This window comes from Pseudomonas sp. s4, from assembly GCF_046764235.1.
GTDB lineage: Bacteria > Pseudomonadota > Gammaproteobacteria > Pseudomonadales > Pseudomonadaceae > Aquipseudomonas > Aquipseudomonas asiatica.
Window position 1 is genome coordinate 3,700,453 of sequence record NZ_CP177209.1, and the last position, 18,918, is coordinate 3,719,370.

Below are 18,918 nucleotides of genomic sequence, written 5' to 3' on the forward strand. Positions count from 1 at the left end.
GCCAGCCGCAGGCCCGAGTGGTGCATTTACTTGCTTGTTCAAGGATTGCGCGAGACCCTGATAGCCGTCCAATATCGAATGAATCTCCCACCATACCCTGGAGGTCTGATGGAGCTGCGCCACTTGCGTTACTTCAAGGTCCTGGCCGAAACCCTGAACTTCACTCGCGCCGCTGAGCTTCTGCACATTGCCCAGCCGCCGCTGAGCCGGCAGATCAGCCAACTCGAGGACCAGCTCGGTACCTTGCTGGTAGTGCGCGAGCGCCCGCTGCGGCTGACGGAGGCGGGTCGCTTCTTCTACGAACAGAGCTGTACCGTGCTGCAGCAGCTGCAGAACATCAGCGACAACACCCGTCGCATCGGCCAGGGCCAGCGCCAGTGGCTGGGGATCGGCTTCGCCCCGTCGACCCTGTACAAGGTGCTGCCGGAGCTGATCCGCGAGCTGCGCCAGGACAGCGAGCTGGAACTGGGCCTCAACGAGATGACCACGCTGCAGCAGGTGGAGGCGCTGAAAAGCGGGCGCATCGACATCGCCTTCGGGCGCATTCGCATCGATGACCCGGCCATTCACCAGCAAGTGCTGTGCGAGGACCCGCTGGTGGCGGTATTGCCCAAGGGTCACCCGCTGGCGAGCAGCCCGCTTACACTTGCCCAGCTGGCTGGCGAGGCGTTCATCCTCTACCCGGCCAACCCGCGGCCCAGCTATGCCGACCATGTGCTGGCACTGTTCGCCCACCACGGCATGAGCATCCGCGTCAGCCAATGGGCCAACGAACTGCAGACCGCCATCGGTCTGGTGGCCGTCGGCGTAGGCGTGACCCTGGTGCCGGCGTCGGTGCAACAGCAGCACCGCACCGATATCGAATATGTAAGCCTGCACGACAACGGCGCCGTCAGCCCGATCATCCTCAGCCGACGCAAGGGCGATGTGAGCCCGATCGTGCAGCGCTGCCTGACATTGATTGCACAACAGGCCGAATGAGGGCGCGCTCCTGCAGGATCAACAGCCTGAAGCTTGCGCGGACCCTGTGGGAGCGGGCGTGCCCGCGAACACGGGCGAAGCCCGTGCCAGCCACCGTATCGCCTGTTTCGCGGGCACGCCCGCTCCCACAGGGTTCCCGCCAATCCGCAGGAACGGCCTGATATCGCCCCCCCGGTCATCACCAACCAACAGGAAAAACCAGCATGATTCACGGCAAGACACTGCAAGCATGGTGCAGCTCCCACCCCCTGATCGACGACCTGGTGGCCCTGCGCGAAACCCGTTGGTTCAACCCGCACATTGCCCCTGCCGCCCAGGCCCTGGCCGACGTCGGTTTGAGCGCCGCCGATGTCAGTGCTGCCAGTGCCCGCCTGGCACGCTTTGCCCCCTACCTGGCCAGCGTGTTCCCGGATACCGCTGCCACCGGCGGCATCATCGAGTCGCCACTGCGCCCGCTGCCCAAACTGCACGCCACCTTGCTGCAGGCAGCTGGCCTGCCTGCCAGCGGCTCACTCTGGCTCAAGGCCGACAGCGAGCTGCCGATCTCTGGTTCGATCAAGGCCCGCGGCGGTATTCATGAAGTGCTCAAGCATGCCGAAGACCTGGCCCTGGAGGCCGGCCTGATCAGCCTCGACAGCGATTACCGGGAACTGGCCAGCGACCAGGCCCGGCAATTCTTCAGCCAGTACAAGGTTGCGGTCGGCTCGACCGGCAACCTCGGCCTGTCGATCGGCATCATGAGCGCCAGGCTTGGCTTCCAGGCCACCGTGCACATGTCGGCCGATGCCCGCCAGTGGAAGAAGGACAAGCTGCGCGCCCATGGCGTGAACGTGGTCGAGTACGAAAGCGACTACAGCGTGGCGGTGGAGCAAGGGCGCCAGCAGGCGGCGGCGGACCCGGGCTGCTACTTCGTCGACGACGAGAACTCGCCACACCTGTTCCTCGGCTATGCAGTGGCGGCCGAGCGGCTGGCCGCCCAGTTCGAAGCAGCGGGCATCAAGGTAGATGCCGAGCACCCCTTGTTCGTCTACCTGCCCTGTGGGGTCGGCGGTGGCCCCGGTGGCGTGGCGTTCGGCCTGAAACTGATCTGGGGCGACCATGTGCACTGCATCTTCGCCGAGCCCACCCACTCACCGTGCATGTTCCTGGGGGTGTATAGCGGTTTGCATGACGCCACCAGCGTGCAGGATTTCGGCATCGACAACCTGACCGCCGCCGACGGCCTGGCGGTGGGCCGCCCTTCCGGCTTTGTCGGCAAGGCGATGCAGCGTTTGCTCGATGGCTATTACACAGTCAGCGACGAGGCGCTGTACCGGCTGTTGGTATTGGCCCATGACCAGGAGAATGCGCGGCTGGAGCCTTCGGCGCTGGCGGGGATGCCGGGCATGGTCAGGGTGCTTGAAGCGCCTGAGTACCTGGCGCGCATGGGCCTGTCGGCCGGGCGCATGCAAAGGGCCACGCATTTGGTCTGGGGGACCGGTGGCAGCATGGTGCCGGAGGCGGAGTTTGCGGCCTATCTGGCCAAAGGGAGGGGCTGAGGATTTCTGGAGCTCCCATAGGTACTGAGCTGGCTTTCAGTTCCCACTTTACCTGTGGGAGCGGGCATGCCCGCGAAGCAGGCGACGCGGGGGATGGCACGGGCTTCGCCCGTGTTCGCGGGCACGCCCGCTCCCACAGAGGACCGCGTTAGCCTCTAGATTTCCAAGCAATCACCGCGCAGCCAGTCGATAAACCGCGCAAACAACTCCGACTGCGAGTTGATCTCCAGCTTCAGGTACAGGTTCTTGCGGTGCATGCGCACGGTTTCCGGCGAGATGCCCAGCTCCAGCGCGGTGGACTTCACCGAATGCCCACGCAAGATCATGTGCGCCACCTCCCGCTCACGGTCGGTCAGCACCTGGCAGCCGAAACTGTCGAACGCCGCCTGCAGGCTACCACGCTCCGCCGAAGCGGGGCCGGGCTCCAGATGGTGCCGGGCGTAGCGCCCCAGCAGTTCACGTACCATCGGCTCCAGCGCACGCAGCAGGTCGATCTGCCCCGTACTCAGCCGCGTACCGCTGCAACCCTGGAACAGGCTCAGTGACAATTTGCGCCCAGCGCTGAGGTCGGCGATGTAGTAGCTGTCTTCACTGCAACCGGTACCCAGGTAATAGGCCTTGTAGTAGTCGCTGTCGAAGAAGTTGTCCGGGGCGATTTCCTGCAGATGGTAGAAGCCCTCGGCCAGGCCGCTCTGCACGGCCAGGCAGAACGGGTCGAGCAGGTAGCCGGCAGTGAAGTAGCGCTCCAGCACGGCGGCGCGGTGCAGGTCGGGGATGCCTTGCTGGTACAGCAATTGCGGTGCCCGCCCCTGGCACTCGAGGCTGATCATCATCGATTCCACCTGCACCAACTGGCCGATGGCGGCCGCCACATGCGCCAGCGCCTCGGGCGTTTCGCTGTGGGCCAGTGCGCGCTGCAGCGCCGCATGCCATTGCTGCAGCGCGCCCAGTGAAAGGGTAAGCGGGGTGTCGGGAGAGGCCTGGGTCATGCCCGGCAGTCTAGCCTGCCAGGCACGCCCGCGCACAGCCCTTTGCGCCAGGTTCATCGGCCGTGGTACAGGCCAAGCGCCGTGAGTTCGCGCGCGGTTTCGATGATGCACTGGCGCAGGGTTTCGACAATCTCGTCCACTTGCGCATGGGTAATGATCAACGGCGGCGACATCACGTTCAGGTGCATGATCGGCCGCACCAGCAGCCCTTTGGCCTGGGCCTTGCTGTGGATGCGTTCGCCGATGTTCACCTCGTCGGCGAACAGGGCCTTGCTGGCCTTGTCGGCAACGAACTCGACACAGGCCATCAGCTTCATGCAGCGCACATCCCCCACCAGCGGCAGCTCGCGCAGGCTTTGCAGGCGCTGTTCCAGGTAGCCGCCAACGTCCTTGACGTGCTCCAGCAAATGCTCGCGCTCGATGATCTCGATGTTCTTCAGCGCCGCAGTGCAGCACACCGGGTGGCCGCTGTAGGTGAAGCCGTGGGTGAAGCAGCGGCCCTTGCCCGGCTCGGCGATCACCTGCCAGATGCGCTCGGAGAAGATGCACGCCCCCAGCGGCAGGTAGGCCGAGGTCAGGCCCTTGGCGGTAGTGATGATGTCGGGGGTTACGCCGAACAGTTCCTCGCTGGCGAAGAAGGTGCCCAGGCGCCCGAACGAGGTCACCACTTCGTCGGCGACGAACAGGATGTCGTAGGTCTGGCACAGCTGCCACATGCGCTGGAAGTAGCCCGTGGGCGGAATGATCACCCCGCCCGAGCCCATGATCGGCTCGGCGAAGAACGCCGCCACGTTGTCGGCCCCCAGCGAAAGGATCTTGTCCTCGAACTCGGCCACCAGGAAGTCGAGGAACTCGGCCTCGTCCATGTCGTGCGGGGCGCGGTACGGGTTGGGGTTGGACACATGGTGGATCAGGTCGTGGTGATAATCGAACTCCGGCACCCGGTCAGCGGCCTTGTTGCCGATCGACATGGTCAGCGTGGTGGAGCCGTGGTAGGCGTTGTAGCGGGCGATGATGTGCTTCTTGTGCGGCTTGCCACGGCAGTTCTGGTAGTACTGGATCAGCCGGTAGGCAGTGTCGACCGCGGTCGAGCCGCCAGTGGTGAGGAACACATGGTTCAGGTCACCCGGCGCCAGCTGCGCAAGCTTCTGGCACAGCTCGATGGCCACGCCGTTGGCCATGTCGGAGAACGGGTTGGAATAGGCCAGCTGGCGTACCTGGTCGGCGATGGCCAGGGCCATTTCCTCGCGGCCCAGGCCAATGTTGGTGCACCACATGCCGCCGACTGCATCGAGGAAGCGGTTGCCGTGGGTATCGCGGATGTAGGCGCCCTCGCCGGCAACGATGTTCAGCGCGCCTTGCTCGCGGTGCTCGTCGAACACGTGGTAGCCGTGCATGTAGTGGGCCTTGTCGGCTTCCACCAGCGGGTCGTGGGCAATGGCGAATGCTTTGCTTGGGGTGGCCATGGGCAGCTCCTTGGCAGTGATCGTTGGGCAGTGTTCAGAAACCGGTCTTGACCGTGCTCCAGACCCGGGTGATGGCGCGCATGTCCTTCGGGCTCTGGGTTTTCTGCGCGAACAGGCGCTCGCGGGTTTGCGCGTCGGGGTAGATGGCCGGGTCCTGGCGGATCTCGTCGCGCACCAGCGCCGTGGCGGCGGCGTTGCTGTTGGCGTAGTGGATGTAGTCGGTGACCTTGGCCATGGTCTGCGGCTGCAGCAGGAACTCGATGAAGCGGTGGGCATTGGCCGCGTGCGGCGCATCCTTGGGGATGTACAGGTTGTCGAACCAGATCAGCGAGCCTTCCTGGGGGATGAAGAACGACAGCTTGATGTCCTTCTTCGCTTCCACCGCGCGGGCCTGGGCGGTGGCGTAGTCGCCGGACCAGGTCAGGGCCAGGCAGACATCGCCGTTGGGCAGGCTGGTGAGGTAGTTGACCGAATCGAACTTGCGAATGTACGGGCGAATGCCCAGCAGCAGTTGTTCGGCCGCCTTGAGGTCGGCCGGTGATGCGCTGCGTGGGTCCTTGCCCAGGTACTGCAGGGCCAGCGGGATGACTTCGGTCGGCGCGTCCATCAGGGTGACGCCACAGTCGGCGAAGCGCGAGACGATCCTGGGGTCGAACAGCATGGCCAGCGAGCCGATGGGGGCATCGGGCATGCGCGCGGTGATCTTGTCGACGTTGTAGGTCACCCCCGAGCTGCCCCAGGTATAGGGCGCCGAGTATTTCAGGCCGGGGTCGTAGCCTTGCAGGTTGTTCACCACCTGCTGGTCGAGGTTGTGCCAACTGGGCAGTTGCCGCTTGTCCAGCGCCTGGAACACCCCGGCGCTGATCAGCGGGGGGACCAGGGAAGCGTTGAGCATGACCAGGTCGTAGCCGGAGCGGCCGGTGAGCAGTTTGGTCTGCACCGTTTCGTAGCCGTCGAAGGTGTCGTAGATGACCTTGATGCCGGTGGCCTTCTCGAAGTCGGCCAGGGTGGTTTCGCCGATATAGTCGGTCCAGTTGTACAACCGCAACGTGTTACCGCTGTCCACCTCTGCCGCCTGGGCCAGGCTGGCGCCAGACGCCAGCAGCAGACCGCCAATCACCTTCAGTACCTTGCGCATGGCAACTCCATCGTGTGAGTGCTCGGGATCGAGCCGATGGGGGCACTATCGAGGGATTTGCCGAAGGGGGACATACCCCGAATGTGTGGGTGGTCGCTTTTTTTGCCGGTGAATTTTGTATGAAGGCCACAGGCTCAATCGCCGGCAAGCCAGCTCCCACAGGTCCTCCACAGTCCTGAAGCCCTGTGATTTCCCTGTGGGAGATTGCCCAGCCCTTTGGGCTGCGCTTTCGCGCAGAGAACCAATATCGCTCGTCTGACGCGTCCTTTGTAGGAGCAGCCTTGTGCTGCGAAGAGGCCGGTACAGCCAATAGACAGGCTTTGTCAGCCCCGGCCTCTTCGCAGCACAAGGCTGCTCCTACAGAACCTCGCCGAACCAATGAGTCATGTGTTGTTCTATGAGAGCTGGCTTGCCGGCGATTGGGCCAGAACAGTCAATCACGCCAGCGGGTAAAGCGCCTCATCAAACTGCTCCAGGCGCGGGAACACCAGTGGCTGGTCGTCCGAGAGCTGCTCCAGACGCTGCCGGTACTGCTGCAAGAACGCCTGCCGCGCCTCGTCACTGATGTACGGCACATGCCAGGCCACGAACGGCGGCAACACCTCGAACCCCACGTAGGCCAGGGTGCCGCGCAAGATCGGCCGCAGCATGTCTTCCAGCGGCCCATGAATCGCCCCGTCGCCAAACATGTGCTCACGCCCGCCCAGGGTCACGGTCACCAGCGCTTTCTTGCCCGCCAAACCGCCCTGGTCGTAGAAGCGCTTGCCGCCATAGCACACCCCCGACACCAGCACCCGGTCGATCCAGCCCTTGAGCATGGCCGGCGCCGAGAACCAGAAGATCGGGAAGTTCAGCACCAGCAAGTCGGCCCACAGCAGCTTGTCCAGCTCCTGCCGGATATCCGCGGCAATGGCGCCACGCTTGACCCCTTGGCGCTGCTCCAGGGCATACACCAGGTACTCGGGGTTCTCGCGCTGGCTGAAGTCATCGGCGCTGGCCACCGGGTTCCAGCCCATGGCGTACAGGTCGCTGACCTGCACCTGGTGGCCCTGGGCGCGGAAGGTTTCCACGGCCTGGTCACGCAGGGCAGCAGTGAACGATTGCGGCTCGGGGTGAGCGTGGACGATCAGTACATTCACAAACATTCTCCTCACACAAAACAGGTTGTCTTCCAGCTGTGGCTCAGCACTGCACCGCTTTCACCTCGACGAACTCCGCCAGGCCCTCCTCACCCCACTCACGCCCGTTGCCCGACTGCTTGTAGCCACCGAACGGTGCCTGGTAGTTGAACCCGCCACCGTTGATGAAGCACTGCCCGGCGCGTATCTGCCGCGCCAGGGCCAGGCCGTGCTCACGGCTACCGGCCCACACCGCACTGGACAGGCCGAACGGCGAATCGTTGGCCAGGGCCAGCGCCTGGGCCTCGTCGGCATAGGGGATCAGGCACAGCACCGGGCCGAAGATTTCCTCCTGGGCGATGCGCATGCGGTTGTCGACATCGGCGAACAAGGTCGGCGCCACGTAGAAGCCGCGCTCGAAGCCGGCCGGCGTATCACCGCCGCACAGCAGGCGCGCGCCCTCTTCCTGGCCCAGGCGAATGTAGTCGAGCACGGTGCGCCGCTGGCCTGCCGAACACATCGGCCCGAGGAAGCTGGCCGGGTCACGCGGGTCGCCCATGACCAGCGAACGGGTCTCGGCCTCGGCAATCTCCAGCGCCTCGGCGTAGCGGCTGGCCGGCAGCAGCATGCGGGTCAGGGCCGTGCAGGTCTGCCCTGAGTTGATCATCACGTCCTGCACGCCATGGCGCACCGCCGCGTGCAGGTCGGCGTCGGCGGTGATCAGCAGCGGCGACTTGCCGCCCAGCTCCAGGCACACCCGCTTCACCGTCGGCGCGGCCGCCTGGGCCACGCGCACCCCGGCGCCGGTGGAGCCGGTAAACGACACCATGTCCACCTGCGGGTGCCGGGCCAGGGCCTCGCCAACCTTGGCCCCCGGCCCGCTGACCAGGTTGAACACCCCGGCCGGCAGGCCGATGGCCTCGATCATCTCGGCCAGCAGGAATGCATGCAGCGGTGTTTCCTGGCTGGGCTTGACCACCACCGTGCAGCCGGCGGCCAGGGCCGGCGCCAGCTTGCCGATCATCTGGTGCAGCGGGTAGTTCCACGGGTTGATGAACGCGCACACGCCAACGGCTTCGCGGTACACCAGCGAGTTGCCGACTTCGCGCACCTCATCCATCAGCCCGGCCAGTTCGGCGTACTGCTCCAGCCCGGCAATCGGGCCCTCCACCTGTACCGCCTGGCACCACTGCACCGGCATGCCCAACTCGTCGGTGATGACCGAGGCCATTTCCGCCGCGCGGCTCTTCAGCTGTGCGGCCAGCGCCGTTATGAACCCGGCACGCACGCTGGACGGCGTGCGCGACCAGCCATCGAAGGCCCGCCGCGCAGCCATCACCGCCCGTTCGACATCGGCCTCGGCGCCCAGCGGCACCCGGCCGATGGCCTGTTCGGTGGCCGGGTCGATCACCTCGGCCATGCCCTGCCCGCTCGGTACCTGCCAGGCGCCGTCGATGTACAGCCGCGCATATTCACGCATGGGCCTGCCCCTGCATCAGTGCGGCGGCGCAGCGGGCGATGCGCCGGCAAGCGTCGGCCAAGGCCTCGTCACCCAATACCAGGCCCAGGCGGATATGCCCGGCAGCGCTGGGGCCGAAGGCTTCGCCAGCGAGCACCGACACACCCTGGCTGTCGAGCAGGCGATCGGCGAAGGCCTGGGCGCTGAGGCCGGTCTCGCGGATGTCGACCATCACGAACATGCCGCCATCGGGCTTGAGCACCTTGATGCCCGGGCAGTCGGCCAACTGCTCGCACACCAGGTCGCGACGCTGGCGATAGGCTTCGCGCATGACATCCAGTTCCGGCAGCTGCTGCTCCAGTGCCACCACGGCGGCGTCCTGGATGAAGTCCGGCGAACCGTACAGCATGCACAGGGCGAGGTTTTCCAGATGGGTGGCAAGTTCGGTCGAACCGACCACCCAGCCCACCCGCCAACCGGTCATGGCATGCGACTTCGACAGGCTGTTGAGGGTGGCGGTGCGCTCGGCCATGCCCGGCAGGCTGCCAGGGCTGACATGCTCGCCGTCGTACAACAGCTCGCTATACACCTCGTCAGAGATCAACCACAGATCGTGGGCGATGCACAGCTCGGCCAGCGCCTCCCAGGTGGCGCGCGGCAGGCTCGCCCCCGAGGGGTTGTGCGGGCTGTTCAGGGCCAGGGCTCGGGTGCGCGGGGTGATGCGCGCGGCCACGTCACGCGGGCACACGCGAAAGCCGTTCTCCGGCTTGACCGGCACCGGCACCACCTTGGCGCCACAAGCCCCGAACACCGCCTCGTAGGTCACGTACATGGGCTCGGCGACAATTACCTCGTCACCCGGGTCGAGCACGCACTGGGCCACGCAGTACAACGCGCACTGGGCCCCCGCCAGCACCGTCACCTGGTCGGCATCGACGGCCTGGCCGCTGCGCTGGCGGTGGCGGTTGGCGATGGCCTGGCGCAGCGCCAGCTTGCCGCGCACATCGGCGTAATGGGTGTGGCCCGAACGCAGGCTGTCGATGGCCGCCTCGACGATCGGCGCGGGGGTGTCGAAGTCCGGGTCACCCACCGAAAGCAGCAGGATATCCCTACCCTCGGCCTGCAGCGCCAGGGCGCGATAGTGGATGTCCCAGGCCGCAGCCCCGTCGCCGGCGATGCGTTGAGTGAGCTTGGCGTAGCGCATGGCAATCTCCCTTCATTGGCAGTTCAGTCGACGAGAATCTTCGGGTTGGAACTGCCCCATACGGTGTAGAGGTCGGCGAGCAACGCGCCGTTGATTTCTTCTATCTCGGCCTGGGTGATCTCCCCCCCGGCCTGTTTGCCGAACAGCACCACTTCGTTGCCCCCCTTCACATCGGGGAAGTCGGTGACATCGACCATCAAGGTGTTCATCGACACCTTGCCCACCACGGGCACTCGGTGGCCGTTGATCAGCACATGGCCCTTGTTGGTGAACACCCGGCGGTAGCCATCGGAGTAACCCACGGTGATGTTGGCCAGGCGCGAATCACGCGCCAGGGTGAAGGTGCGGTCGTAGCCGACGGTGTTGCCTGCCGGGTAGCTGTGCACCGCCGCCACGTGCGACTTGAACTGCATGACACGTTGGTATTCGGTGCGCGTCGGCACGGTGTCGCCGAACAGCGCGCCACCGGTACGCACCATGTCCAGGTGCGCTTCCGGCACTTCCAGCGTAGCGAAGGAGTTGGCGGCATGCAGGGTGAGCTTGCTGCGATCAAGTTTCGCGTGTTTGATCAGCCAGTCGGTCTGCTCGTTGAACGCTGCCAGGCCTTTGCGCACATCGTCCTTGTCTTCCACGGCGAAGTGGGTCATCAGCGCGACCAGCTCGAGGTGCTTCTGGTCGGTGATCTGCAGCGCTTCACCCCGGCCGGACCAGGTGGTCATTTCCACGCCGTTGCGGCTCATGCCACTGGAATTGAGCGCCAGATGAATGCGCAGGGTCTTGCCGTGGCGTTCGGCGAGGTCATCGAGCTGGCGGGCGAACTCGGCACTGCCGACCAGTTCTTCCATGTCGTACTGCAAGGCATCTTCCACTTCGCTGAGGCTGGCCAGGCGTACCCGCACCAGTTGCCCGGTGAAGCCGCTGGCGCGCACCACGCGGGCCTCCTCGTTGCTGGCCACTGCCACGCAAGGCACGCCCTGGGCGATGATCGACGGCATCACCAGGCCGATACCGTGGCCATAGGCGTCGGCCTTGAGCACGGCGCACAGCTTGGACTTGCCGCCCAGCTCGGCCTGCAAGGTACGGATGTTGTGTTGCAGCGCGCCGGCACTGATTTCGACCCAGGCGTTGCTGTTTTGCGCGGTCAGGGCGGCGGTGCCGTTGTCCATCGACAGGGGTGGTGCGGCGTACAGCGGGGCTTGGCCGGTGATCAGCAGAGCGAGGGATGCAGCCAGGAGGGTACGGCGAAATGGCATGGTGGTTTCTCTTGTTGTTCGTGGTGTCTGCCGCTTAGCAGACGCAGGTGTGTTTGAGTTCGATGAAGGTGACGCCGGGGGTGGCGAAACCGCTGGCCAGATCGGCCTGCAGCGCATCCAGATCACGCGGCTGGCGCACCGTGCAACCAAAGGCACGGGCCAGGCCGATGAAGTCCGGATTGCGCGGCAGTACGCCGACCGGCTCGATGTCCAGGTCGAGCATGTCGTCACGGATCTGGCCAAGGGCGTCATTGTTCCACAACAGCACGACCAACGGTCGGTCCAGTTCCTCGACTGCCGTAGCCAGTTCCTGGGCGGTGTAGAGGAAGCCGCCGTCGCCCACCAGCACCAGGCCTGGGCGGTGGTCGCTGGCGAACATGCCGCCGATGCCGGCCGGCAGGCCGTAGCCGAGGGTGCCGTAGCCGGTGGGGTGCAGCCAGCTGCGCGGCGCCCGGCTGGCGAAGGCGTAGTTGCCGGTGTAGGCCAGCTGGGTCATGTCGCTGCTGATGAAGGCATCGTCGGGCAGCACGGCGGCAATGCGGTCGAGGATTGCCTGGTGCACGGCCTGCAGCGGCGCATGCCCGCTGCGAATGGCCTGGCGCAGGTTGGCCACTGCTTCGCTGGCCTGGGCCGGGTCACGGTCCAGCGCTGGCAGGTGCTCGAGCAGGCCGGCCAGGGTTTGCCGGGCATCACCGTGCAGGGCGATGGCACAGGGGTAGAAGTCGTTGAACTTGCGCGGGTCGATGTCCACGCGCAGCAGCTCGCCGGTGATCGGCAGGCGCTCGCGCCAGAAGTCGGTGTCGGCCATTTCGGTACCCACTGCCAGCACCACGTCGGCCTGGCTGATCAGCTGCCAGCCGGGCTCGACGCACAGGCTGGCGCCGGCATTCAGTGGTGCGTCCGCAGGCAGCAGGCCCTTGCCGGCCACGCTGGTGAACAATGGCGCTGCCAGCCGGGTGCTCAGCTGCTGCAGCTGCTCGGCCGCGTGCAATGCCCCACCACCGGCAATGATCATCGGCCGCTTGGCGGCGGCCAGCTTCACGGCGGCCTGGTCGAGGATGTCGCGGCACGGCTGGCCACGCCCGGGGCGGCGCACCACCTCATTGCTCCAGTCACGGCTGACCGGCGCGGCCAGTACGTCCAGCGGCACCGAGATGTGCACCGGGCGCGGCCGTTCGCTGTCGAACACGGCCCAGGCACGAGCGATCACCTCGGGCAGGTCGTCGCCGCGCAGGGCCACGGCGGAGAACGCGGTAATCGGCGCGGTCATGGCGCGCTGGTCCTGGGTTTCGTGCAGGCAGCCCCAGCCCTTGCCCAGGCTGGCAGTGTGGTTGACGCTGGAAATCACCAGCATCGGGATGGAGTCGGCGTAGGCCTGGCCGATGGCGGTGGCGGCATTGGTCACGCCCGGGCCGGTGATGACGAAGCACACCCCCGGTTTGCCGCTTACCCGTGCATAGCCGTCGGCCATGAAGCCGGCGCCCTGCTCGTGGCGGGTCAGCACGTGGCGGATGCCGCTGCCCGGCAGGCCGCGGTACAGCTCCAGGGTGTGCACGCCGGGGATGCCGAATACCGTCTCCACGCCGTAGTTGGCCAGCAGGCGCACCAACGCCTGGCCGGCGGTCGGGGTGTGCTTATTCATGTCGTTCTCCTTGCGCCTGGCCGAGGCGGATCAGCGCGTCGACCGCGGTGGTGCCGTGGGCACCGACCATCAATGGGTTCACATCCAGCTCCAGCAGTTGCCCGGCGTTTTCGCAGGCGTAGTCGGCCACCGCGCGGATAGCCGCAACCAGTGCGTCGAGGTCGGCGGCCGGGCGGCCACGGAAGCCTTGCAGCAGGCTGGCGCTGCGCAGGCCGAGCAGCGCGCTGCGGATGGCATCGTCGGTGGTCGGCAGCAACAGGCTGACGCTGTCCTTTAGCAACTCGACCAGCACGCCACCGGCACCGATCACCAGGGCCAGGGCGAAGTCGTGCTCGCGCTTGATGCCGACGATCAGTTCGGCCAGCGGCGGCTCGGCCATCGGTTCGAGCAGCACCTGGTCGAACGCTACCTGCGGGGCGTAGGCGGCGATGCGCTGGCGCATCTGCACCAGCGCAACCTCGAGGGCGGCGGCATCGCGCAGGTTCAGCGCCACTGCACCGGCCTCGGTCTTGTGCGGCAGTTGCGCGCTGACCGCCTTCAATACCAGCGGGTAGCCGACGCGGGCGGCATCTGCCACGGCGCGCTCGGGTGTGCTCAGCACCCCAGCCGGTACCGGCAGGCCGAAGGCACGCAGGGCTTGCTTGGATTGCCATTCGTCCAGCAGGTGGCTCTCGCCGCCAAGGGCCTGCGGGCACAGCGGCACCCGCGTGGCCTCACCCTGTTCCAGCAGCCGCTGGCGGTTGCGCTGGTAGGCGACGATGCGGCCCCAGGCTGCCAGGCCATCCTCCACACCCTGCAGGGCGGCGATGCCACGCGCGTGCAAACGCTCGCGCGCGCAGGCGGGCAACAGCTCCGGGAATGCCGAGGTGACGAAGCCGATCTTGCCGTGGCGCTCCAGCGCATCGCAGTACAGCGCCAGCAGCAGGTCGCATTCCTTGCGTTCGCCGGTGAACGCCGCCGGGTAGTCCAGCACCAGCATGGCCGCGTCGGCTGCGCCGCTCAGGGTGCTGTCGAGCATGCGTTGCAGGGCCGCTGCATCACCCCAGATGGCAGTGGTGAAATCCAGCGGGTTGACCAGGTTGGCATAGGCCGGCAGCACCTCGGCCAACTGCGCCACCTGCCCTTGTGCGAGCTTCGGCAGGACCAGCTGGTTGCGCTCGGCATAGTCGGCGATCAAGCCGGCATCGCCACCGGAACAAGCCAGGGCGATCAGCTCGCCATTCACCGGCAGGCGGCCACAAGCGGCGGCCTTGAGCGTTTCAACGAAGCTCACCGGGCCACTGACGCGGATCACGCCCAGGCGCTGGAACAGGCTGTCGTACAAGGCATCGGAGCCGGACAGCGAGCTGGTGTGGCTGAGCGCCAGTTCGGCGCCGATCTGCGACACGCCGGTCTTCAACGCAATGATCGGCGTGCCCTGCTGCAATGCCTTGCAGGCGGCACGGGCGAAGCCCGGCACGTTCTTCAGGCCTTCCAGGTGCAGGCCGATGGCGGTTACCCGTGGGTCGTCGAGCAGCACGTCCATCAGCTCGGCCACGCCCAGTTGCGCCTGGTTGCCGACCGAGGCCATGTAGGCCACCGGCAGCGAGCGGTCGCTCATCGACAGGTTGTAGGCAAAGTTGCCGCTCTGGGTGAGGATCGCCACGCCCTTCTCCACCTGCTGGCCACCATGGGCCACCGGCCACAGGGCAGCGCCGTGCAGGTAGTCGAGCAGGCCGTAACAGTTGGGGCCGAGCAAGGCCATGTTGCCGGCGGCGGCGAGCAGGCGCTGCTGCAGCTGGCGGCCCTCTTCGCCGCTTTCGGCAAAGCCCGAGGCATAGCAGATGGCGCCACCGGCGCCGCGTGCGGCCAGCTCGGCAACGCACTGCAGGGTCAGTTCGCGGTTGGTGGCGATGAACACCGCGTCCGGGGCATGGGGCAAGTCGGCCACACGCGCCACACAGGGGATACCTTCGAGGCTGTCATGCTGCGGGTTGACCAGCCACAGCTCGCCGCCAAAGCCACCTTCGGCGCAGCGCTTGAGCGCCCGCGCCATGCTGCGCCCGCCGACGAAGGCCAGGTGCCGGGGGGCCAGCAGGCGCTTGAGGTTGTCACGAATCGAATGCGACATGGGTGTTCTCCTGGCGCTCAGCGCAGCAGCGGGCGCAGCAGTTCGCGGGCGATGATGTGCCGCTGGATTTCCGAGGTGCCTTCCCAGATGCGCTCGATGCGTGCGTTGCGCCAGATGCGCTCGACCGGCCCTTCATCCATCAGGCCCATGCCGCCGAAGATCTGCACGGCTTCGTCGGCAACCTTGCCCAGCACCTCGCTGGCGAACAGCTTGGCCATGCCGGCCTCGCCGTCGGTCATGCTGCCCTGGTCCATCTTCCAGGCGGTGTGCAGGGTGAGCATTTCCGCAGCGCGAATCTGCGTGGCCATGTCGGCGAGCTTGAACGACACCCCCTGGTAGCTGCCGATGGCCTGGCCGAACTGCTTGCGGTCGGCGGCCCATTGCAGCGACAGGTCCAGGGCACGCTGGGCCTGGCCCACGCAGTTGGCGGCGACCATCACCCGGCCGGCGGTGAGCCAGGCGTTGGCCACCTCCCAGCCCTTGCCGACCTCGCCCAGCACCTTGCTGGCCGGCACCCGGCAGTCGTCGAAGAACAGCTCGTAGGTGTGGTAGCCACGGTTGCTCACGCACTTGGGGCCACGGCGGATGGTCATTCCCGGCGTGCCACGGTCGACCAGGAAGGCCGTTACCGCGTTGCGCTTGCGCCCGTTGTGCTCGTAGGTGTCGGTGACGGCGAAGACGATGGCGAAATCGGCGTGGCCGGCATGGCTGATGAAGTGCTTGCTGCCGTTGATGACGAAGTCGTCACCCTGGCGCACGGCACGGGTCTTGATGGCGTTGGCATCGGAGCCGGCGCCCGGCTCGGTGAGAGCGAAGCAGTCGATCTTCTCGCCCTGCACGCAGGGCAACAGGTAGTCGTTGATCTGCTCGTCCTTGCAGGCCATGAGGATTTTCGATGGCCGCGCGACGAACACGTGCAGGGCCCAGGACACCTTGGACAGTTCGCGCTCGATCAGCGCCTGGGACAGATAGTCCAGGCCACCGCCGCCGACCTCCTCGGGCATGTTGAAGGCATAGAACCCGGCGGCGATGGCCTTGCCGCGGATCTGCGCAGCCAGCTCGGGCGACACGGCATCGGCGCGGTCCACTGCCTCCTCATGGGGCAGCAGCTCCTTGGCGACAAAGCTGCGTACCGCTTCCACCAACATTTCTTGTTCTTGGGTCAGTTGGAAATTCATCTGCGAAGGTCCTGGTGAGGGTCGGTTATCGGGTTACTGGCCGGTGAAACGGGGGGCGCGGCGTTCCACCGAGGCTTGCAGCGCCTCGGCACCGTCCTGGCTGCGGCCGCACAGCAGGCCGGCCTGGCGCTCGGCTTCCAGCTGCTCGGCCAGGGTGCGCCGGGCGCCGTCGCGGATCAGCCGCTTGGTCTGCGCGTAGGCGAAGGTAGGGCCATTGCCCAGGCGCCCGGCCAGCTCGGCGGCCACGGCGGGCAGTTGCTCGTCGGCACAGACTTCGCTGACCAGGCCGGCCGCCAGGGCACGTTCGGCACCCCACAGTTCATCGAGGAACAACAGGCGCTTGGCCTGCTCGCTGCCGATCAGCCGTGGCAGGTGCCAGCTGGCACCGGCGTCGGGGCTGTAGCCCATGCTGGTGTAGCCGGCCTTGAAGCGCGCCGATGCCGCGGCGATGCGCAGGTCGCAGCACAGGCTGAGGTCCATGCCACCGCCCACGGCAGTGCCGTTGATGGCAGCGATGGTGGGCTTGTCGAGGCTGTGCAGGCGCAACATCAGGGCGTGGGCGGTTTCGGTCCAGCCGTAGCTTTCCAGGGTGCCCTGGGCTTCGGCCGCGGCCCATTCGGCCAGGTCGGCACCGGCGCAGAAGCTGCGGCCGCTGCCGGTCAGCACCACCACGCGCACGGCCGGGTCGCTGTTGCAGGTTTCCAGCAGGGCGTGCAGTTGCTTGAGGGTGGGGATGTCCAGCGCGTTGCGCTGCTCGGGGCGGTTGAGGGTGATCCAGGCAACGCCGGCTTCGACCTTGCTCAACAGTGACGACGACGGGGTGGTCATGGGGGGCCTCGGTGTTGTTGTGATGGTTTGAGAGGGCTTGATGAGGGAGATACTAAACGAGTGTTCAACAAGGCGGGATGGGCTGTTACAACTTCGCACAACTCGGTTTTTGCTGTTACGCGGTTTTCTTTTGGCATTGCATTTTCGTTGCCTGGGAGATCGAGCGCCGCCCGCGCGGCGCTTCGCGGGTATACGCCTTGACACTTTCTGCGCCTGTGAGATCGAGCGCCGCCCGCGCGGCGCTTCGCGGGACAAGCCCGCTCCCACATTTGTTGCAACGTGGCCATGCCTGTGGGAGAGGCGTTGTCCGCCTTGGTGTATTGTTTGAGGCCGGTGAGGTGGCGGTAGCGCCAGCCGAAAAACCGCGTCAAGGCAACAAGGCTGACAACCATGGCCTGTCAGGTTCGGCACGTTGCAACAAATGTGGGAGCGGGCTTGTCCCGCGAAGCGCCGCGCGGGCGGCGCTCGATCTCACAGGCAATAAAAATGCTTCGACGAACACTTACAACCAACGACCCACGGCATCAAACCCCTGGCACGCTCGGCTCGAAGGCCCCCTGCCGACGGCGGTTGACGAAGAAGTACGCCGCGTAGCACAGGGCAATGAAGCCAAAGCCCCAGTACAACGACGGCCGCTGGGTTTCATCCAGCGCCAGGAACACGAACAGCGAGCTGCACAGGGTGATGCACAGTAGCGGCACCAGCGGGTACAGCGGCGCCTTGTACTTCAGGTCCTGCAGTTGCCCACCGTCACGCAGGTAGACCTTGCGGAAGCGGTACTGCGCCAGGGCGATGACGATCCAGGTCACGGTGCCGGACATGCCACTCACCGCCATCAACACCATGAACAGGGTGTCGGCGGCAACGAAACTGGTCATCAGCGAGATCAGCGCAAAGCACAGGGTGATGCTCAGCGCCCGCAACGGCACGCCACGCTTGCTCAGCGGCGACAGGCTTTTCGGCGCCATGCCGCTCTTCGACATGGCCCAGAGGATGCGCGTGGAGGCATACAACCCGGAGTTGCCCACCGAAAGGATGGCCGTGAGGATGACGAAGTTCATCAGGTCGGCGGCAAAGGGGATGCCGACCATGTCGAACACCTGCACGAACGGGCTTTCCATCAGCCCGGCCTGCTCGAACGGCACGATGGCCGAGAGCACGGCAATCGCCAGCACGTAGAAGATCAGCACGCGGAACACCACGTTGCGCACGGCCCGTGGGATGCTCTTTTCCGGGTGCTCGGTCTCGCCGGCCGCCACCCCCATGATTTCACAGCCCTGGAAGGCATAGACCACGGTCATCATCACCGCGAACACCGCCGACAGGCCATGGGGGAACAGTGACTCGCCCATCAGGTTGTCCAGCATCGGTGCCGGCGCCCCGCTGCTCAGCGGGATGGCGCCGAAGATCACCAGCAGGCCGATGATGATGAAGCCGAGGATGGTCGCCACCTTGATCCCCGAGAACCAGTACTCCGCCTCGCCGAAGGCACGGGTGGCCAGGGCATTGAGGCCGAACAGCACGACCACGAACAGCGCCGACCAATACCAGATCGGCACCTCGGGGAACCAGCGGGTCATCAGCATGCCGGCGGCGGTGAACTCCAGGCCCACGGTGGTGGCCCAGCTCATCCAGTACACCCAGCCGATCATGAAGCCGGTGGCCGGGCCGATGAACTTGGTGGCGTGGGCCTGGAACGAGCCGGACACCGGCATCTGTACCGACAGCTCGCCCAGGCAGACCATCACCAGGTACATCAGCAAACCCGCGACCAGGTAGGCCAGGATCGCGCCTATCGGGCCGCCCTGGTTGATGGTGACGCCCGAGCCCATGAACAGCCCGGTGCCGATCACCCCGCCCAGCGACAGCATGAAGATGTGCCGGCTTTTCAGCGCGCGGGTGAGCTGGATCTTTTCGCGGTTGTCAGTCATGGCGCACCTCGCCTTTGCGGCTGGTGCCAGGCCGCGCGGGGGTGCCGCGCGGAGTGGTAGGAAGGAGGGGCTGAGCGCTACGG

General features: G+C 66.1%; 14 protein-coding genes. 2 read left to right on the forward strand and 12 right to left on the reverse strand.

From position 1 onward, the window contains the following. Positions 1-108 precede the first annotated feature (108 nt). Both catR and ACK56M_RS17205 read left to right on the forward strand, forming a co-directional pair. Positions 109-981 carry an HTH-type transcriptional regulator CatR gene (gene catR, locus ACK56M_RS17200; RefSeq protein ID WP_100413451.1) on the forward strand — a complete coding sequence of 291 codons (873 nt, stop codon included), beginning with the start codon at positions 109-111 and terminating at the stop codon, positions 979-981. A gap of 203 nt (positions 982-1,184) precedes the next feature. Then, entirely contained in the window at positions 1,185-2,519 is a 1,335-nt protein-coding gene (locus ACK56M_RS17205) for a D-serine ammonia-lyase (RefSeq protein WP_100413450.1), read from the forward strand. Between the two features lie 155 nt (positions 2,520-2,674). Here ACK56M_RS17205 and ACK56M_RS17210 read toward each other — a convergent pair whose 3' ends face one another. The 12 genes from ACK56M_RS17210 to ACK56M_RS17265 all read right to left on the reverse strand — a co-directional run bounded on the left by ACK56M_RS17210 (position 2,675) and on the right by ACK56M_RS17265 (position 18,835). After that, on the reverse strand, positions 2,675-3,508 hold the full coding sequence (locus ACK56M_RS17210) for a helix-turn-helix transcriptional regulator (protein ID WP_224765910.1): 834 nt from the start codon (positions 3,506-3,508) through the stop codon (positions 2,675-2,677). Between the two features lie 53 nt (positions 3,509-3,561). Further along, entirely contained in the window at positions 3,562-4,974 is a 1,413-nt protein-coding gene (locus ACK56M_RS17215) for an aminotransferase (RefSeq protein WP_054572603.1), read from the reverse strand. Between the two features lie 34 nt (positions 4,975-5,008). Then, positions 5,009-6,112 (reverse strand): polyamine ABC transporter substrate-binding protein, encoded by a 1,104-nt coding sequence (locus ACK56M_RS17220; RefSeq protein ID WP_015270762.1) that lies wholly within the window; start codon positions 6,110-6,112, stop codon positions 5,009-5,011. 437 nt (positions 6,113-6,549) lie between these two features. Beyond that, a complete protein-coding gene (locus ACK56M_RS17225) occupies positions 6,550-7,251 on the reverse strand; it encodes an NAD(P)H-dependent oxidoreductase (protein WP_015270763.1) in 702 nt (233 codons plus the stop codon). A gap of 43 nt (positions 7,252-7,294) precedes the next feature. Next, positions 7,295-8,710: an aldehyde dehydrogenase family protein gene (locus tag ACK56M_RS17230; protein WP_054572605.1), complete on the reverse strand. Its 1,416-nt coding sequence runs from the start codon at positions 8,708-8,710 to the stop codon at positions 7,295-7,297. Further along, positions 8,703-9,893 (reverse strand): pyridoxal phosphate-dependent aminotransferase, encoded by a 1,191-nt coding sequence (locus ACK56M_RS17235; protein WP_015270765.1) that lies wholly within the window; start codon positions 9,891-9,893, stop codon positions 8,703-8,705. Before ACK56M_RS17235 ends, ACK56M_RS17230 begins: the two co-directional genes overlap by 8 nt. Positions 9,894-9,916: 23 nt before the next feature. Then, entirely contained in the window at positions 9,917-11,146 is a 1,230-nt protein-coding gene (gene alr / locus ACK56M_RS17240; protein ID WP_411958808.1) for an alanine racemase, read from the reverse strand. Between the two features lie 34 nt (positions 11,147-11,180). Beyond that, positions 11,181-12,788, reverse strand: coding sequence for a 5-guanidino-2-oxopentanoate decarboxylase (locus ACK56M_RS17245; RefSeq protein WP_411958809.1), 1,608 nt, complete (start codon positions 12,786-12,788; stop codon positions 11,181-11,183). After that, positions 12,781-14,898 carry an acetate--CoA ligase family protein gene (locus tag ACK56M_RS17250; RefSeq protein WP_402834152.1) on the reverse strand — a complete coding sequence of 706 codons (2,118 nt, stop codon included), beginning with the start codon at positions 14,896-14,898 and terminating at the stop codon, positions 12,781-12,783. The genes ACK56M_RS17245 and ACK56M_RS17250 overlap by 8 nt, the downstream gene beginning before the upstream one ends. A gap of 17 nt (positions 14,899-14,915) precedes the next feature. Next, positions 14,916-16,076, reverse strand: coding sequence for an acyl-CoA dehydrogenase family protein (locus tag ACK56M_RS17255; RefSeq protein ID WP_015270769.1), 1,161 nt, complete (start codon positions 16,074-16,076; stop codon positions 14,916-14,918). 33 nt (positions 16,077-16,109) lie between these two features. Then, a complete protein-coding gene (locus ACK56M_RS17260) occupies positions 16,110-16,904 on the reverse strand; it encodes an enoyl-CoA hydratase/isomerase family protein (protein WP_411958810.1) in 795 nt (264 codons plus the stop codon). A 524-nt stretch (positions 16,905-17,428) separates the two neighbouring features. Beyond that, the gene (locus ACK56M_RS17265; protein ID WP_411958811.1) at positions 17,429-18,835 is read right to left on the reverse strand and encodes an amino acid permease; all 1,407 of its coding nucleotides are present in this window, start codon (positions 18,833-18,835) and stop codon (positions 17,429-17,431) included. Positions 18,836-18,918 lie beyond the last annotated feature (83 nt).

Bases quoted from the DNA above. Each gene is read 5' to 3' on its own strand.
- ACK56M_RS17260 (WP_411958810.1), bottom strand. From the start codon at position 16,904: ATGACCACCCCGTCGTCGTCACTGTTGAGCAAGGTCGAAGCCGGCGTT.
- ACK56M_RS17210 (WP_224765910.1), bottom strand. From the start codon at position 3,508: ATGACCCAGGCCTCTCCCGACACCCCGCTTACCCTTTCACTGGGCGCG.
- ACK56M_RS17255 (WP_015270769.1), bottom strand. From the start codon at position 16,076: ATGAATTTCCAACTGACCCAAGAACAAGAAATGTTGGTGGAAGCGGTA.
- ACK56M_RS17220 (WP_015270762.1), bottom strand. From the start codon at position 6,112: ATGCGCAAGGTACTGAAGGTGATTGGCGGTCTGCTGCTGGCGTCTGGC.
- ACK56M_RS17215 (WP_054572603.1), bottom strand. From the start codon at position 4,974: ATGGCCACCCCAAGCAAAGCATTCGCCATTGCCCACGACCCGCTGGTG.
- ACK56M_RS17230 (WP_054572605.1), bottom strand. From the start codon at position 8,710: ATGCGTGAATATGCGCGGCTGTACATCGACGGCGCCTGGCAGGTACCG.
- ACK56M_RS17245 (WP_411958809.1), bottom strand. From the start codon at position 12,788: ATGAATAAGCACACCCCGACCGCCGGCCAGGCGTTGGTGCGCCTGCTG.
- ACK56M_RS17205 (WP_100413450.1), top strand. From the start codon at position 1,185: ATGATTCACGGCAAGACACTGCAAGCATGGTGCAGCTCCCACCCCCTG.
- ACK56M_RS17235 (WP_015270765.1), bottom strand. From the start codon at position 9,893: ATGCGCTACGCCAAGCTCACTCAACGCATCGCCGGCGACGGGGCTGCG.
- ACK56M_RS17265 (WP_411958811.1), bottom strand. From the start codon at position 18,835: ATGACTGACAACCGCGAAAAGATCCAGCTCACCCGCGCGCTGAAAAGC.
- catR (WP_100413451.1), top strand. From the start codon at position 109: ATGGAGCTGCGCCACTTGCGTTACTTCAAGGTCCTGGCCGAAACCCTG.
- alr (WP_411958808.1), bottom strand. From the start codon at position 11,146: ATGCCATTTCGCCGTACCCTCCTGGCTGCATCCCTCGCTCTGCTGATC.
- ACK56M_RS17250 (WP_402834152.1), bottom strand. From the start codon at position 14,898: ATGTCGCATTCGATTCGTGACAACCTCAAGCGCCTGCTGGCCCCCCGG.